Below are 15,157 nucleotides of genomic sequence, written 5' to 3'. Positions count from 1 at the left end.
ACTTCTGAATTGCTTATTGTAATATCCGCGCCGTCTAATACTTTCGTTAAATCATTAGGGAATTATGATGAATAAATTATCAATTGTTGCTATCTCTTTATTATCAGCATTAGCGGCCACTCAAGTCTCTGCAGCAACCGACACTACTGGATTTTATGTGGGTGGTGCATTAAATAGAGTCACAGCTGATGCTTTTGATGGTTCAGAAACCGGTACTGGTGTAGGCGTATACGGTGGCTATAACTTCAATGAGTGGTTTGGTTTAGAAGCTAACCTGTTTGCCACTGGTGACTTAGGCGATAAGGATGTTGATATTAGTGCAGGTGCATTAAGCTTCACACCTAAATTTACTGCACAAATTAATGATATTTTTTCTGCCTATGCCAAAGTGGGTATCGCATCTATGGCGGCGAATGTTGATGGCTATGGTTACGATGAAGACTTTACTGGTTTTGGTTGGACTTACGGTGTAGGCGTTAATGCCGCCGTAACAGAACACTTAAATATCCGTGTAAGCTATGATGTCACTACGGGCGATTTAGATGCAGACCGTAGCTATTTAGGATTAAAAGATATAGACACTGATATTAAGCAATTCGCTGTAGGTGTGCATTATCAATTCTAATTTTTTAGATTTGGCATATTTAATTCATGCCAATGAAAATTAATTTCAAATAGAAAGGGATGTGAAGATATCCCTTTTTATTGTTTGATATGAATAAGCTTGTATTGATATAACGAGTAGTAACGTTATTTTATCTACTCAATCCATCGACAGTTCTTTTAATTTCCGCGTTAAGGTATTTCGTCCCCAGCCTAAACGTTTCGCCGCTTCCTGTTTATGGCCTTGAGTATGGCGCAGCGCAGTTTCTAGCAGTATGCGCTCGAATGCGGGCTGCACCTCAGTTAACAGATCGCTGTTTCCTTCCGAGAGTTTTTGATCTATCCACTCAGTCAGTGCTGATTGCCAATCTTGGCTGCCTTTCGCCGTGTGGGTGACACTCACAGGGTCTTTCAGTAATTCTGGCGGTAAATCTTGGGGTAAAATTTCTTGCCCCGATGCCATTACGGTTAACCAACGACAGGTGTTTTCGAGTTGTCGGACATTACCGGGCCAAGGTAATTGGGAGAGTTTTATCGCGGTTTCCTTGGTCATGATCTTAGTTTCTACGCCAATTTCCTTCGCTGCCGAGGCGAGGAAATGGGTGGCAAGTTGGGGAATGTCTTCCCGTCTTTGTGAGAGTGGCGGCAAGTGCACGCGGATCACGTTGAGGCGATGGAACAAGTCCTCCCTAAAGCCACCTTTTTGTACTAATAATTCAAGATCTTGGTGGGTCGCCGCTATGATACGTACATCGACTTGTACCGCATTATGACCTCCGACGCGGTAGAACTGGCCATCGGCGAGCACTCTGAGTAACCGTGTTTGTACGTCTAACGGCATATCGCCGATTTCATCTAAAAAGAGCGTGCCACCGTTTGCTTGTTCGAAGCGACCTTGGCGCACATTGGCTGCACCAGTGAAGGCACCTTTTTCGTGGCCGAATAGCTCAGATTCGATCAAATCCTTAGGGATCGCAGCCATGTTCAGCGCGATAAACGGTTTATCTTTACGTGGGCTGTGTTTGTGTAACGCGCCAGCCACTAATTCTTTACCTGTCCCAGATTGGCCATTGATCAGCACGCTGATTGATGATCGTGAAAGCCTGCCTATGGCGCGAAACACTTCCTGCATCGCTGGCGCTTCACCTATTATTTCGGGTGTTTTGACTTGGGCTTCCTGCGCGGGTACTGGGCTCTGTTCAGTGGCATGGGTGAGTGCGCGCTCAACCAGAGAGATCGCCTCATCGATGTCGAAGGGTTTAGGCAGATACTCAAATGCGCCCGCTTGATAGGCGCTGACTGCACTGTCTAAGTCTGAGTGTGCTGTCATAATGATCACGGGAATATGGGGATAATGCACCTGCAATCGTTCGAGTAGGCTTAAACCATCCGTGCCGGGCATACGGATGTCCGACACTATCACGTGCGGTTGCGATATTTCTAATGCCTGCCACAGGGATTCGGCGGCGGCAAAGCTGGCGGTGCTGAGCTTAGCACCTTGCAGTGCCTTTTCGAGTACCCAGCGTATTGAGCTGTCATCGTCGAGGATCCACACTTGTTCACTAATTCGCATCTTGCTTCCTCATACGGTATGGGTAGGTACTGTCGAAATTATTTAGCGCTTAAAATTGGTAATGAAATGATAAATTCTGTGTGCCCTGCGCTGGAGAGGCAATCGATCCTTCCCGAGTGTAAACGGGCAATATTATGGGCAATCGAGAGGCCTAAACCTGAACCTTGCTCACGGCTTGTCACCATCGGATAAAATAATGTGTCCATTAGCTCAGGCGGTATACCGGGGCCGTTGTCGATAATCGATAGGGTTAACACTAGCTTGTGGCGCTGTGAACCTATAGTGACTTGGTGTTGAGTGCGAGTGCGGATCAAAATCTCGCCACCCGAATGCTCAAGCGCCTGCACCGCATTTTGTAAAATGTTCAGCACAGCTTGCTGCATTTGGTCAGGATCCATCTCGATATCGGGAATGGATGGATCGTAATCCCGTTTGAGCTGGATGTTAGCGGGCAGCGCCATTTCAACTAACTTATAGACCTTTTGCACCACTTGATGGATGTTGTGCAGACTGTGCTGTGTCGGTCTTTGCGGGCCGAGCAGACGGTCCACTAAATTACGCAGTCGATCGGCCTGCTCTATGATGAGCGTAGTGAATTCCTTTAGCGCCGGATCATCCAGCTCCCGCGATAATAGCTGCGCCGCACCGCGAAGGCCGCCTAAAGGATTCTTGATTTCATGGGCTAAGTTGCGCACTAAAAACTGTGCCGCTTGCTGCTGTGCATCTTGACTCAGTTGCTGATGAATGCGTCTTTGTTGGTCAACTTGGCGCAGTTCGAGCAGGCTGAGTTCAGCCTCATCATCGAGGGGAATAAGGGTTAAATCAACGGTATGATGTTGGCCATCGAGCGTGACTAGTGCTGCCGTATTGACCGTTAAGCCTTGGCCGGCTGTTACTGCATCCATTAATAGCTTGGCGTCGACACCGAGGATTTGATAATGATCAGGCAAAGTTTGTTCTACGAGTCTATGGCTACCAACACCTAATAATTGCTCTGCTGCTGCGTTGGCATAACAAGGCTTGAGATCCTTATCTATGACAAGTACAGCGGTAACTAAATGATTGAGCAGTGTCTCTTTATCCATCGACCGTTCCTAGAAATAGGGTTGCACCACTATGGTGCACCAATCTGGTGCAAGCTGCAACTTGTCTTCATCAAACGGTTCAGTCAGGAGGAGTTAATCTAACTTCATGTATTTAAAGTTTTTATACTAACTTTTACTATACAAATAGTGACATTAACGCTTAGCTGCTTGATGAAGAAATATCTTTCTTGGTGAACTTGATGCAAAGACTTTGCCGTTTTGAGTCAAAGCGTCAACGACTAAGGTATGTTCACCTCTGTCGATGTTTTTGAGTTTGAAGGTACCGCCAATTTGTGGCTGACCTATGGGGTTGCCATCGAGCTTGAGGGCCATCAAATACTGACTTTTTAGCTCTGGGGTGATAGTCGCAACGACGTCGAAATCGCCATTGTTATCTCTGACGGTTTCCTCTTCGGTCGGAGAGGTAATATTGACTTGATATTGAATAGATTCAATTGCTTGATTTGAGCTGTTTAAGTCTGTTTTGGGCAGAGGAAGGGCAATTTGATTTAAGGTCTTATCTTTTAGCTCAACGACTTGGGCATTTGGCTGCGGCTCATCGGAGTAATGGACTTTGCCATCTTTATCGACCCATTTATAAACAGTCGCTTGCGCTAACATGCTAAATAGCACTAAGCCGATGAGTGTGAGTGAACGCATGCTAAAGTCCCTGTAGCCTTGAGATAGAGTTAATCAAGATTAGTCTCTTTTACATCAAAAATCATGGTGTTTGTTGCGCTAAGTGGTTAAGGATGTCACCACAGAGAAGGTATAAAGTCGACAGAAAATGGGGAGGCAGAAACAGGGGTTAGTTAAAGTGGGTTAAGCTCGGGCACTAACATGTGCCCGAATTCGATCCATCAATTACAGGCTTGCATCGAGTTGTTTCTCGATCTCACTCGCTTTGACCCAAGCGGCATGTTGGGATAATTGAGTGGCATAGCGTTCAATGTGTTCAAATTTCGCGAGATCGCCACTGTTCGCCAGTAGCTCTACGACGAAGGACATCATGATATCCGCACCCGTGAGCTTGTCTGCAACAAGATAGGTTTTATCGGCCAACATATCATTGAAGTAATGGCTTATCTTACTGACTTCTATCGCCGCATAACCTTCAAGGAAATTGGTTTTACAACCGTCCTTTTGCACGAACATACGCAGTAACAAAGGCAGCATGGCTGAGCTTTCGGCAAAGTGTAGCCATTGCAGATAACTGACATAGTCTGGGCTGTCTCTGGCGGGGGCAAAGGTATCCGCCGCATATTTTTCAATCAGATATTCGGTGATCGCCCCCGATTCTGCTATCACTTGACCGTCCATTTCGATAACGGGTGATTTGCCTAACGGATGAATTTGCTTAAGTTCGGGTGGCGCGAGAAAAGTCTGGCTATCACGTTGATAACTCTTAATTTCATAGGGTTGACCGAGCTCCTCTAGCAACCAGATGATGCGTTTAGAGCGTGATTTATTGAGATGGTGCAAGGTGATCATGGGCTTTCCTTTGGACAGTGAGAGTACATTTTGGCTGTCGCACTATTATGGTGCGACAGCTCTTTTTAACGTATTTAGCACACTTGTGCGCCTGTCTTTGTTCATTTCAAGCTGAGCGTCGCGTATTTATCGCTTAGCCTCTCGCATTCAATTGCGCAACTATGGTTTCGGCTACGGCTTCGGATGATCCCGGATTTTGGCCTGTGATCAAATGGCCATCTGCGACGACAAAGCTTGTCCAGTCATCACCTTTGACATAATTGCCACCATTTTTCTGCAGCATGTCTTCAACCAAAAATGGCACGATATGAGTGAGTTGCACGGCTTCTTCTTCAGAGTTGCTGAAACCGGTAACACGCTTGCCGCTGACCAATGGCTTACCATCACTGGTTTTAGGGTGCTGCAATGCAGCAGGCGCATGACATACGAGCCCTAGGGGTTTATTGGCTTGATAAAACTGTTCAATTAAGGCGATAGAATGTTTATCTTCGGCAAGATCCCACAGTGGACCGTGGCCGCCCGGATAGAAAACCGCATCATAATCGGCTGCATTGATTTCACTTAAGCGAGTGGTATTTGCTAGCAGTGCTTGAGCCTCAGGATCTTTGCTAAAGCGCGCAGTGGCTGCGGTCTGAAAGTCTGGCTCATCACTTTTAGGGTCCAACGGTGGTTGACCGCCCAGTGGTGAGGCTAAGGTAATGTCAAAACCTTTATCTTTAAAAACATAAAAAGGTGAGGCGAATTCCTCTAGCCAAAAGCCGGTTTTTAAACCGGTATCACCGAGTTTATCATGCGACGTGAGTACCATTAATATATTCATTTTCATACCTTTACCTTAGTTGCTCACATCAATCTGTGTGAGCTTTGGGTTTAGTTCATTTGACGTTATAGGGCTAAGGTCAAAATGTCACGGCTCATGGCTGGGTCAATATTGCCATGTTCGCCTAGTGCCACCATGCCGTGCAGTTCAAGCTGTTTCACTACAGCATCAACGTGGCTGGCATCGAGATCATAGGCAGATAAATGTGTTGGTATGCCCATGGCTTCGAAGAAAGCCTTGGTTTTTGCGATAGCGGCATCGATGCGTTCGTCATCTCTACCTGTGTTGATGTGCCACACACGGTCGGCGTACTGGAGTAGCTTTTCGCGTTTAGCCTCTTTTGTACATTGCAACAGGGCCGGCAGTACGATTGCCAATGTGCGCGCATGGTCGATATCGTAAAGTGCAGTTAGTTCATGGCCAATCATATGGGTTGCCCAGTCGTGAGGAACACCGACGCCAATCGTGCCGTTGAGTGCCATAGTGGCAACCCACATTAAGTTAGCGCGAATGTCGTAATCTTCTGGTTGAACTAGCACTTGTGGACCAAGCTCAATCAAGGTTTGTAAAAGACCTTCGGCAAATCTGTCCTGCACGGCGGCGTTAACGGGGTAAGTGAGGTATTGCTCTGTGATATGTACAAAAGCATCGACCACACCGTTGGCCACTTGGCGTTCTGGCAGGGTGAAAGTTTTTGTTGGATCGAGTATGGAGAATTGTGGGTAAACCAAATCATTACGGAATGGCAGCTTAGCTTGCAGTGATTTGCGGGTCACTACGCTGGCATTGTTCATTTCGGAACCGGTAGCAGGTAAGGTTAACACTGAGCCAAAAGGCATAGCTTGAGTCACATTGGCGCCCCAGCTAGTGAGAATGTCCCAAGGTTCACCTTCGAATACCGCTGCAGCGGCAACAAATTTAGTGCCATCGATAACCGAACCACCGCCAACCGCGAGGAGGAAGTCGATATTCTGCTCACGCACTTGGGCGACGGCTTTCATTAAGGTTTCATAGGTTGGGTTTGGCTCAATGCCATCGAACTCGACAACGAAACGATTACCCAATGATTGTTTAACTTCGTCTAACGTGCCTGTTTTTCTAGCACTGCTGCCGCCAAAGAGGATCATCACTTTAGCATCGCTCGGTACTAGAGAATCAATTTCGGCGATAGTGTCTTTACCAAAACGGATGCGGGTCGGGTTGTAATAGTTAAAATTTAGCATGGATGATGTTATTCCTATTATTACTTTAAATGAGCAGCGTTAATTGAGCTGCATTAATTAATCGCCTGTTAAATTAGTAGACCAGTCGTCTAATTTTGGGGCGTGAAAATGTATTATTTAAAAAATCTTTGGCTGATCGATATCAGCAAATATTAGTTTTAAGTCGGTTTAGATTAAGGAACCGTTTTGGGTGTTAAAATGGCTTCAGTCGTTACTATTGCACGTTCGAGTGCCGCAGGGCTGTGGCCCAACTTGTTCATTAAGCTGGCGCCTAACCACATGTGATACAACATTTCTGCGGTCGATTGCGGATCTTGCTCGGCGATTGATCTATCGGTTATGCCCACTTGAACACAAGTCGTTAACCTCTCTATGATGCCGGCGGAGCCTTTAAGTAAGGCAACACGCATGGCTTCCGATAAATCGGCCACTTCGGCGCTGAGTTTCACGACCAGACACTTTTGATCTACGCAGCCATCGGCTTGTACGTGCAACCATTGTTGCCAGTATTGCATCAAGCGTTGATGGCCTGTCAGTGTTGAGTCATTGAATAATGCGTCTAAATCTAATTGATATTTTTCAAAATAATCAGTAATAAGCGCTTCGCCAAATTGTTCTTTGGATTTGAAGTAGTGATAAAACGAGCCTTTTGGCACTTCGGCCGCCTGCAGCAGTAGGGATAAGCCGACGCTGGAGAAGCCTTTGCGTACGATCAGCTTGTAGCCGATGTCGAGAATGTGCTGGCGAGTGGATTGAGTTTCAATTTTCATGGGGTTTAGGATAAATCAAATTAGACCGGTCGTCTAGTGTTGTTTTTATCGGCGATTTCAATACATTCGATTTAGTATGCTTTGCATTGTAAGTTTTACGCTGCCTTGAGCCAGGTTAATAAAATTGCCAAATTGATAAATGTCAGACGGATAAGGCATTCTGATGGTGAAATGGTCGGGTGGACAACATACTCACAGTGCTGAGATAAACCGTCACTGTGAGCGTTCGATTAACGATTGATATGAAATATTAATCGCACTGTCACTTAATCGAGATGACTAGAGATAGCTACAGCAATATTCGGCAATGGCAGTATTGCGGATTTTGAAGCTAACATTCGCAGCAAGCTCAAATTGAGTGCCTTCGCTAAACTCCTGCCATACGGAGCTCTCAGGTAACAACACTTCAAACCGGCCACTGGTGACTTCCATTATTTCGCCTTGGGAGGTTGAGAACTCATATTCCCCTGGTAATACAACACCTAAGGTTTGCTTGCTGCCATCGGCAAAAAATACGCTACGGCTAGCCACTTTGCCATCAAAGTAGATGTTGGCTTTTTTAGATACTGACACTTGCTCGAGTAAACTCATTATTAATCCTCTATAAATTGGCTTGGGATGAATTTATATGCATATTTAATAAATTTCAATGCATCATTTGTCGCATGGATGTGCGCATTCAATATAAGTTGATGCTAACGTTCGGTTTATCGCTTGTTTTCTACTATATCATTTTGTGTGAAATGGTCGGTATGGTGTGGCTGTCATTTAAAGTTATTAATCATTTTTCTACTTAAAAATAATGAGTTGTCGGCATTTTAGTGAACTTTTGATGAAAATAGTCGGCACCGCTTTGTTTAGCTGAGATTCTTCTCCTATAGTTTTAAGGCAGGTTTGATTCTGCAAAGATTGAAGGAATGGAATTCGACGCGCGACAAGGAGTCTCACCATGGGTTTTACTCGTAAAATTCAGCTTATCAGTTTATTGATTGTCCTATTACCCCTCATATTTGCCACCGCAATAGTGACTTACATTGCTCGCGATGAATTGTTTGCCGAGGCTCAGTCTCGTTTAGTGGCTGTGCGTGAGATCAAGCAACGGCAGATTGTTGGCATGTTTCAGGACTTTTCCGATAACCTGCAGGCCGTCAGCGCCGTAATTGCCAGCCAAAAAAGCCTCGATACTCTTACTGACATAGATCAAACCTTGCAGTCATTAAATAAATCCCTCGGTTTTTATGACCTATTTATTATTAGTGACGATGGCACCGTTTTATATACAGTGGCGAAGGAGTCTGATTTCGGCACCAATTTGCGTACTGGACCCTTCCATGATTCGGGATTAGCACAGTTATTCAATAAGGCATTGGGATCGGCGGGCACAGTATTACTACAAGATTTTTCCGCATACGCGCCTTCAAATGGTCAACCTGCGGCATTTATTGGCCAGTCGATTCAGTTCAATCAGCAAAGATTGGTGGTGGCGGCTCAAGTATCAATCGATCGCATCAACAGAGTTATGCAAATTCGTGAGGGTATGGGGCAAAGTGGTGAAACTTATCTCATTGGCCCAAATAATCGTATGCGTTCTGATTCTTTTCTCGATCCCATTAATCGAACTGTTACGGCTTCGTTTGCGGGAACGGTAGCTCAGAATGGTGTTGATACGCTGGCGGTAAAGGAGGCGCTGGCTGGTAAATCGGGGGTGATGCAAGTGAATGACTATAACAATAATCCCGTTTTATCCGCTTATTCTCCTGTCGTTGAGCTCGGTTTACGTTGGGGTTTGATGGCTGAAATTGATGTGAGTGAAATTGCTGCTCCCGCCTACCGTATGATGTTTATCGGCTTATCTGTTTGTGTAGCAGCCTTAGTGTTGGCATTCGCTGCCGCTAAGTTAGTTACTGGGTTTGTATTAAAGCCGCTCGGCGGTGAGCCTGAGGACATGTGTAACTTGACCAGTATGATCGCCTCTGGCGATTTAACTCATAATTTACCGCATGTTCAAACGGATAATCACCTGATGAGTTGGTTGGCGCGGATGCAAACTAAGCTCAAAGAAATCATCAGTCAGCTGGTGGGCGTTGGGCATGAACTTGAATCTGCCGCCGAACAAAACTCTGCCGCCATGACACAAGCCGATTGCAGTATTCAGATGCAGGCCAAAGAAACCGATATGTTGGCTACTGCAGTTGAAGAAATGAGTTATGCCGCAGCTGAAATCAGCACGAATACGATGAGATCCTCCGATGAAGTGTCCGCCTGTACCCATTCGAGTGAAATTCTTTCGCAAAACTTGGCCAGTACTCGTAAAAGCTTAAAAGTGACCTTGAGTAGTTTTGCAACTATTCATCAACAGGTGGGCAGTCTTGAGGCGGATAGTCAGAAAATCGGCTCAGTATTGGCGGTGATAAATGCGATTGCGGAACAAACTAATCTCTTGTCTCTTAATGCGGCGATTGAAGCAGCGAGAGCTGGCGAGCATGGTCGTGGATTTGCTGTGGTTGCCGATGAGGTGCGTCAGTTAGCAGTGAAGGTTCAATTAGCAACTCAGGATATTGGGCAAGTGTTAAAAGGTATTCAGCAACAGTCAGGTGTGCTGGCGTTGCATAGTGTGACTTGTTCCACTGAAGCCTCTAAAACCGCAGAAGATGCGGATGGAATGCAGACCGCGGTGGATGATATTGCTTTGCGCTTAGAAACCTTAAAGGCATTAATGATTCAAACTGCAACCGCTGCGGAAGAACAAACAACGGTTTCGGCGACGATTGCGCAGGGGATTGCTGGCTTAAGCGTGGCGGCGGAGGAAAATAGTGCTGCTATCAGCCAAGTGGCAGCGAGTACGCGGAGTCTGTTGGGGTTAGCGAATCAGCTTGGTTTAACAACGGCACAGTTTAAGGTGTAGATATTTTTCGCTGCATTTACAGTGTTCTCACCTTAGTTGGTGCTGTAAATGTGACTGAGCTGGATGTTACACATCCGCCAGAAATGGATTTCTGGCGGATATTTTTATCAGGACTTCAGTTGGTTATCCCATAAGTGAGCATTAACGTTTACGCCAAATTGTCATTTCTGAGATGGAATGTTGGAATTTACGTTTAGTCTCGCGGATCACGAAGGGGATTTCCTTCACTGCGACCAGCTCAAATTGGCCGATCAAGGTTTCGGTCAAACCATCTAAGGTGGTGAAGTTCTCTCCTTTGACTTTAACGCCACCTAACCATTTATCCTTGGGCGTATAATCTTCAAGCCAAGTGTATGGCGAGGCAATCACAAGGTATCCACCTTGATTAATCCGCTGGGCAATACTGGTTAAAAAGTGTTTAGGCTCGTTCAACCTGTCGATAAGATTTGAGGCATAAACCAAATCATAACCTGTGTAGATGGGCTTTAAATTACAGGCATCACCTTGCATAAAGTTGACCTTTTTCGCCTCAAGCTCATATCCCAGTTTCGCGAGACTCGCACTCTTAAATTCCTGTAAGTCGCCTTCGGTACGTATGGTGTAACGTTTTTCACCTTGTTCTGTCAGCGCATAGGCCTGTTGAATAAAGCGCACCGAGAAGTCGATACCATCAACATGATCAAACACTTTTGCCAGTTCGAAACTCGCGCGACCAACGGAGCAGCCGATATCGAGGGCTTTAGCTGTATGAGTCAATTGAATTTCACTCAGCGCTTGCTGCACACCATTGACGCAGAAGTTAGTAACCCCGAAATATTCGGCGCCATAGTGGAATTCAAGGTATTGGGAAATCAGTTCATCCGTTTCGTACACATTAACCTCGGCCATTTGAGCTGGATTTTGGGTGGATTCCACATAGCGAAAGCCCGCGTGTTGATAAAAATGTCGACGAAACGCATAGCGTGATGAAGCTATTGCCTCATTACCCGTAGAGATCCACGAGCCGCCTTTGATGAGATTATGTTTGCCATCGAAGGTTGGGGTGGAGAAATCATCGTAAAGTGGGTGTACGGCGAAGCCGTCAAAACCGTCGATTGCGCTTTCTGTCCATTGCCAAACATTACCGACAATATCGAAAAAGCCATTATGTTCGAAGCGATTCACTGGGCAAGAAGAGGCGTAATAAGCCAAAGCAATATTGCCCGGCACTTCGTGCCAATCGGGTGCATCGGCGGGCACATTCGCGCGTAAGATGTACCACTCAGCTTCAGTTAATAGACGTATATTGCTTTGCTTTTGTTCGGCTTTCCAATTGCAGAAAGCCTTAGCTTCGAGCTGATTCACTTCAACAGGCCAGTTTAATGGCAGCGGGATTTCTTCCGCTAAGTTACGTTGCCACCATTTATCTTGTCTTAAGCGCCAAAAACGCGGCATTTGTGCTTGGGTATAGGCAAGCCAAGCTTGGCCTTCTTCATTCCAAAATTGGGGTGAGCGATAGCCGCCAGCTTCGACGAATGCGAGATACTCTTGATTCGAGACTAAGAATTTAGCCGCCTTAAAGTCGTTAACGTTAAATATTTTATGGCCGTATTCATTGTCCCAACCGTAGGTTTGGTCTTGTTCAGTTTTGCCTAAGGTCACTTTTTGCCCTTTTACAGCCAATAAACTGTTGGTCTCGGCAGGGGCGGTGTCTTGGCACGCAGGCCAGAGGTGGTTGGGCGCGACATATTCCAGCGGCAGTTGGCGGATGATCACCGATGAGGTTTCTAAATGAATACGCTCATGTTCAATGCCCATCAAAATGATCCAAGCTGGACTATTTTGAGTGATTGGTAACGCTAGAGGCATTTCATCGATAACACGATTGACGACAGCATTAACTTGTTGGCGATAGCTTCGCACCTCTGCCACATCCGGCCACGGATAATGTTGTTCGTTCAAATCATCCCAAGACATCTCATCGACACCAATGGCGAACATGGATTCGAAGTTGTCGTTTACCCGTTCATCGAGAAATTTACCGAGTTTGAGTTTGTTGATATAGAAAGTGGCCGTATGGCCAAAGTAAAAGATTAACGGATGGCGCAGCGGCTCGGCTTTGAGGTAATAGGCGCTATCTTCTTGGATCAAATCATACAGAGACTCGTATAAAGCCCATGTCTGATTAAAGTATTGCTTAAGCTCTTGACGCTTTCCGGCCTCAGTTTCACCAATGAGCTTAAGGGTTTGAGGGGGTTGCGTTATGGGCTTATCCATAGACAAGTAAACTCCGTATTTATCGGCCTGCGGTGCAAGCATGGGAAGATTAATCTATCGTGTGTGACTCTATACGCGATTACTGAGCTCAGGATCACTTTGTCAGCTTAATGTGTCGGTTTGAGGCAAAGTGTTTTACAAACTAACAGAAAGGCCAATTGAGTCCAACATCAGTGCTGGAGCTTAAAGTATCTCAGGTATGACCCTTTGGTTTGGGATTATCTTACAAAGAAAGTGATGCGCTCAATTTAGTGATGCTACTCCTTACAGGGATTAAAATTATTTTATCCCTGAAGAGTATTTTCTCTGTCGGGGTTAAGGCAGAATGATCCCGTCCGTAAAATTATTATGCAGGATATAACGGGATGACAATTAACGCATTATGGATACCCGCCTGGTATGAGCTTGATCCGTCGATCGTAGTGGGTGTGACTGAGGAGTTTGTTTTTCACAAGACTGCCGCAAACGAGGCGTTAAAGTTTTACAGCGGTGCAAAGGAAAACGATGCCGTTAAGGCAACCGGAACTATTTCGGCCATTAAGCACAATGTCTTGGGGGACATTGAAAGTGTCGATGCGCAGGGGCTCGATTATACGCTTGTGTTGCAAGATGGACGGCGTTTGTTAGTCAACGCAGAGGAAAACCCTGGCTTGGTTTATGAGTGGGTTGATGACAGTTGGCAGCCTTCAGATATGGTCATTACAGATTGGACATTAGCAGTACAATTTGCGTCTTTATCACCATTGACGCCAATAAAGTAATTGAAGGTTTATCGTGAGTAACTAGATGGCAAAGTGCAGTTAGCGCTCGGGATCCGAGGTTGACTGCACTTTTACTTGTTCAGCAAGTTGTTGGTATTCTTGTTTGATTTCTGCAATATAAACATCGTGAAAATTCAATTCATTAAATTCTTCTATACAGAGCTGATAACGGCGTAGCTGCTCAGATTTTTCTTCGGCGGTATCCCATATTTCCATTAGCATAGCGTTTGATTCCATTCATAAATTTAATATATGTATCCTGCATGCATTTTAACTATGTCTACTGATAATTAATCGAGTCGGCTTCAAAATGGTTACGCTTCATTTTGTCCTGAGACGTTATCTTTTCTATAAATCGATTTTAAACAAAGTGTTAGAGTTAACAGCTATGTTATACCGTATGGGTGTATAACTGTTTTCCTCGTCTTCTTCGGGACAAATGCTTACATCAAGGCGCTGCCATATCCTTATAGTGTTTCTATCTCGATGATTGGATTGTGCCTGTGAGCATTTTGCTCTAGATTGATATTTCTTTGTTTTTATCTTCTGGCCTTGATGCTTTTTTGCCCTTTGGAGCCTTGTAATGGCTAATATTCTGTTAGTTGCCAATCTCAACTGTGATCGGATCTTACTGCTTGATAAACCTTTAAAAACAGGTGGACGTTTCCATTATCAAGATGGCGGCCAAAGGCTCGGCGGCGGTGGGGCAAATACCGGATTAGGTTTAGTCTGGGCTGGGCATAGCGTCGCGCTGGTGAGTCAAGTGGGCCGTGATGACATGGGGGATTGGCTCATTGCAGAAGCCAGTACGCAAGGGCTCGATTGTCGCTTAGTGCAGCGCCGCACCGGCAATACATGCGAAATGCTGCTTGTAATGACGCCAGACGGCGAGCGCACCATTATTCGGCCACAAAGACCCATATTTGAATTATCTGTACCGCCGAAATGGCAGCCATGGGACGCGTTGTATTTTAATACTTCCGCTGAAGGCTCTGTCAGCTGGGCAAAAACAGCTTTAGAACATTGTCTTGTGGTCGCGCAATTAGCCAAGGACGACAGACAGAGACCTTGTCATATTTTATTGGCCTCCATGAGTGATATTCAGGGGCGTTGTGATGGCGCATCTTGGGAATATGGCAAAAGCATTGGTGGCGATTGTCTGCGTTACTTTATTGTCACCGATGGTATCAATGGGGCTAAGGTTTACACGCATGATCAAGTGCAGCATGTTGCTGCTATCCCTGCCACAGTTGTTGATACCACAGGCGCGGGTGATGCCTATGCGGCAGGGTTGATCCACAGTCTCTGCATCGGCCAGTCGATTACTGAGGCCATGGCAGAAGGGGCGATTTGGGCGGCATTTGCGGTGGCAACTGATAGTTCTATTCCGGGTGAGGCACTAAAACAGTATTTAGAGGCGAAGCAAATCGCATGAAAATCTGCGGGCGACCAGTTTGAGTCATCTTTTTGTCATACGTCCTTGCTAGAGTATGTCTTGTGGCGCATAGCTTGTCCCTTAACGTTTTCTTGTACTTTTCTCCCATTTATTGGTTAGTATGTTTTTTGCCTCGTTTCCCCAACGAGGCATTTTTTTGCTCAAAATAAAGTTATTCCATCGTAGAACGCCAATACGACAGAAATCTTGTGCGGCCATGGCACAATTGCGTTAA

Annotated in this window: 14 protein-coding genes; 4 read left to right on the top strand and 10 right to left on the bottom strand. The window is 45.6% G+C overall.

Translation table 11 applies throughout. From position 1 onward, the window contains the following. The first annotated feature begins 67 nt into the window (after positions 1 to 67). Positions 68 to 625, top strand: a complete 558-nt coding sequence (locus L5M51_RS21395) for a porin family protein (protein WP_263174544.1) — start codon at positions 68 to 70, stop codon at positions 623 to 625. 138 nt (positions 626 to 763) lie between these two features. Here the strand turns inward: L5M51_RS21395 and glnG are convergent, their stop codons facing one another. From glnG to L5M51_RS21355, 8 genes are all read right to left on the bottom strand, one after another. Then, positions 764 to 2,176 carry a nitrogen regulation protein NR(I) gene (gene glnG, locus L5M51_RS21390; RefSeq protein WP_263174542.1) on the bottom strand — a complete coding sequence of 471 codons (1,413 nt, stop codon included), beginning with the start codon at positions 2,174 to 2,176 and terminating at the stop codon, positions 764 to 766. Positions 2,177 to 2,214: 38 nt separating this feature from the next. Then, a complete protein-coding gene (gene glnL / locus L5M51_RS21385; RefSeq protein ID WP_263174541.1) occupies positions 2,215 to 3,261 on the bottom strand; it encodes a nitrogen regulation protein NR(II) in 1,047 nt (348 codons plus the stop codon). A gap of 153 nt (positions 3,262 to 3,414) precedes the next feature. Then, positions 3,415 to 3,921 (bottom strand): DUF4124 domain-containing protein, encoded by a 507-nt coding sequence (locus tag L5M51_RS21380; protein WP_263174538.1) that lies wholly within the window; start codon positions 3,919 to 3,921, stop codon positions 3,415 to 3,417. Between the two features lie 204 nt (positions 3,922 to 4,125). Further along, positions 4,126 to 4,752, bottom strand: coding sequence for a glutathione S-transferase family protein (locus L5M51_RS21375; protein ID WP_263174536.1), 627 nt, complete (start codon positions 4,750 to 4,752; stop codon positions 4,126 to 4,128). A 133-nt stretch (positions 4,753 to 4,885) separates the two neighbouring features. Further along, the gene (locus tag L5M51_RS21370; RefSeq protein ID WP_263174535.1) at positions 4,886 to 5,578 is read right to left on the bottom strand and encodes a type 1 glutamine amidotransferase domain-containing protein; all 693 of its coding nucleotides are present in this window, start codon (positions 5,576 to 5,578) and stop codon (positions 4,886 to 4,888) included. A gap of 59 nt (positions 5,579 to 5,637) precedes the next feature. After that, positions 5,638 to 6,795, bottom strand: coding sequence for an iron-containing alcohol dehydrogenase (locus tag L5M51_RS21365; protein WP_263174534.1), 1,158 nt, complete (start codon positions 6,793 to 6,795; stop codon positions 5,638 to 5,640). A gap of 173 nt (positions 6,796 to 6,968) precedes the next feature. Further along, the gene (locus L5M51_RS21360; RefSeq protein WP_263174533.1) at positions 6,969 to 7,565 is read right to left on the bottom strand and encodes a TetR/AcrR family transcriptional regulator; all 597 of its coding nucleotides are present in this window, start codon (positions 7,563 to 7,565) and stop codon (positions 6,969 to 6,971) included. A 279-nt stretch (positions 7,566 to 7,844) separates the two neighbouring features. After that, positions 7,845 to 8,156, bottom strand: coding sequence for a pyrimidine/purine nucleoside phosphorylase (locus L5M51_RS21355; protein ID WP_219254978.1), 312 nt, complete (start codon positions 8,154 to 8,156; stop codon positions 7,845 to 7,847). A 358-nt stretch (positions 8,157 to 8,514) separates the two neighbouring features. Here L5M51_RS21355 and L5M51_RS21350 point away from each other — a divergent pair, with 358 nt between their 5' ends. Next, positions 8,515 to 10,470, top strand: a complete 1,956-nt coding sequence (locus L5M51_RS21350) for a methyl-accepting chemotaxis protein (RefSeq protein ID WP_263174531.1) — start codon at positions 8,515 to 8,517, stop codon at positions 10,468 to 10,470. A gap of 141 nt (positions 10,471 to 10,611) precedes the next feature. On the opposite strand, the gene ovoA is transcribed toward L5M51_RS21350, so the two are convergent. Continuing rightward, positions 10,612 to 12,726: a 5-histidylcysteine sulfoxide synthase gene (ovoA, locus tag L5M51_RS21345; RefSeq protein ID WP_263174529.1), complete on the bottom strand. Its 2,115-nt coding sequence runs from the start codon at positions 12,724 to 12,726 to the stop codon at positions 10,612 to 10,614. Between the two features lie 365 nt (positions 12,727 to 13,091). Between ovoA and L5M51_RS21340 the strand changes: the two genes are divergently transcribed. Next, entirely contained in the window at positions 13,092 to 13,487 is a 396-nt protein-coding gene (locus L5M51_RS21340) for a hypothetical protein (protein ID WP_105251074.1), read from the top strand. A gap of 39 nt (positions 13,488 to 13,526) precedes the next feature. Here L5M51_RS21340 and L5M51_RS21335 read toward each other — a convergent pair whose 3' ends face one another. Beyond that, positions 13,527 to 13,709 (bottom strand): hypothetical protein, encoded by a 183-nt coding sequence (locus L5M51_RS21335; protein ID WP_105251075.1) that lies wholly within the window; start codon positions 13,707 to 13,709, stop codon positions 13,527 to 13,529. A gap of 361 nt (positions 13,710 to 14,070) precedes the next feature. Here L5M51_RS21335 and L5M51_RS21330 point away from each other — a divergent pair, with 361 nt between their 5' ends. Next, on the top strand, positions 14,071 to 14,922 hold the full coding sequence (locus L5M51_RS21330; protein ID WP_263147868.1) for a PfkB family carbohydrate kinase: 852 nt from the start codon (positions 14,071 to 14,073) through the stop codon (positions 14,920 to 14,922). Positions 14,923 to 15,157 lie beyond the last annotated feature (235 nt).

Source organism: Shewanella sp. SM73 (assembly GCF_025653795.1).
In the GTDB taxonomy this organism is placed as follows: Bacteria; Pseudomonadota; Gammaproteobacteria; order Enterobacterales; family Shewanellaceae; genus Shewanella; species Shewanella oncorhynchi.
This window is presented reverse-complemented; position numbering and strand designations above follow the sequence as displayed.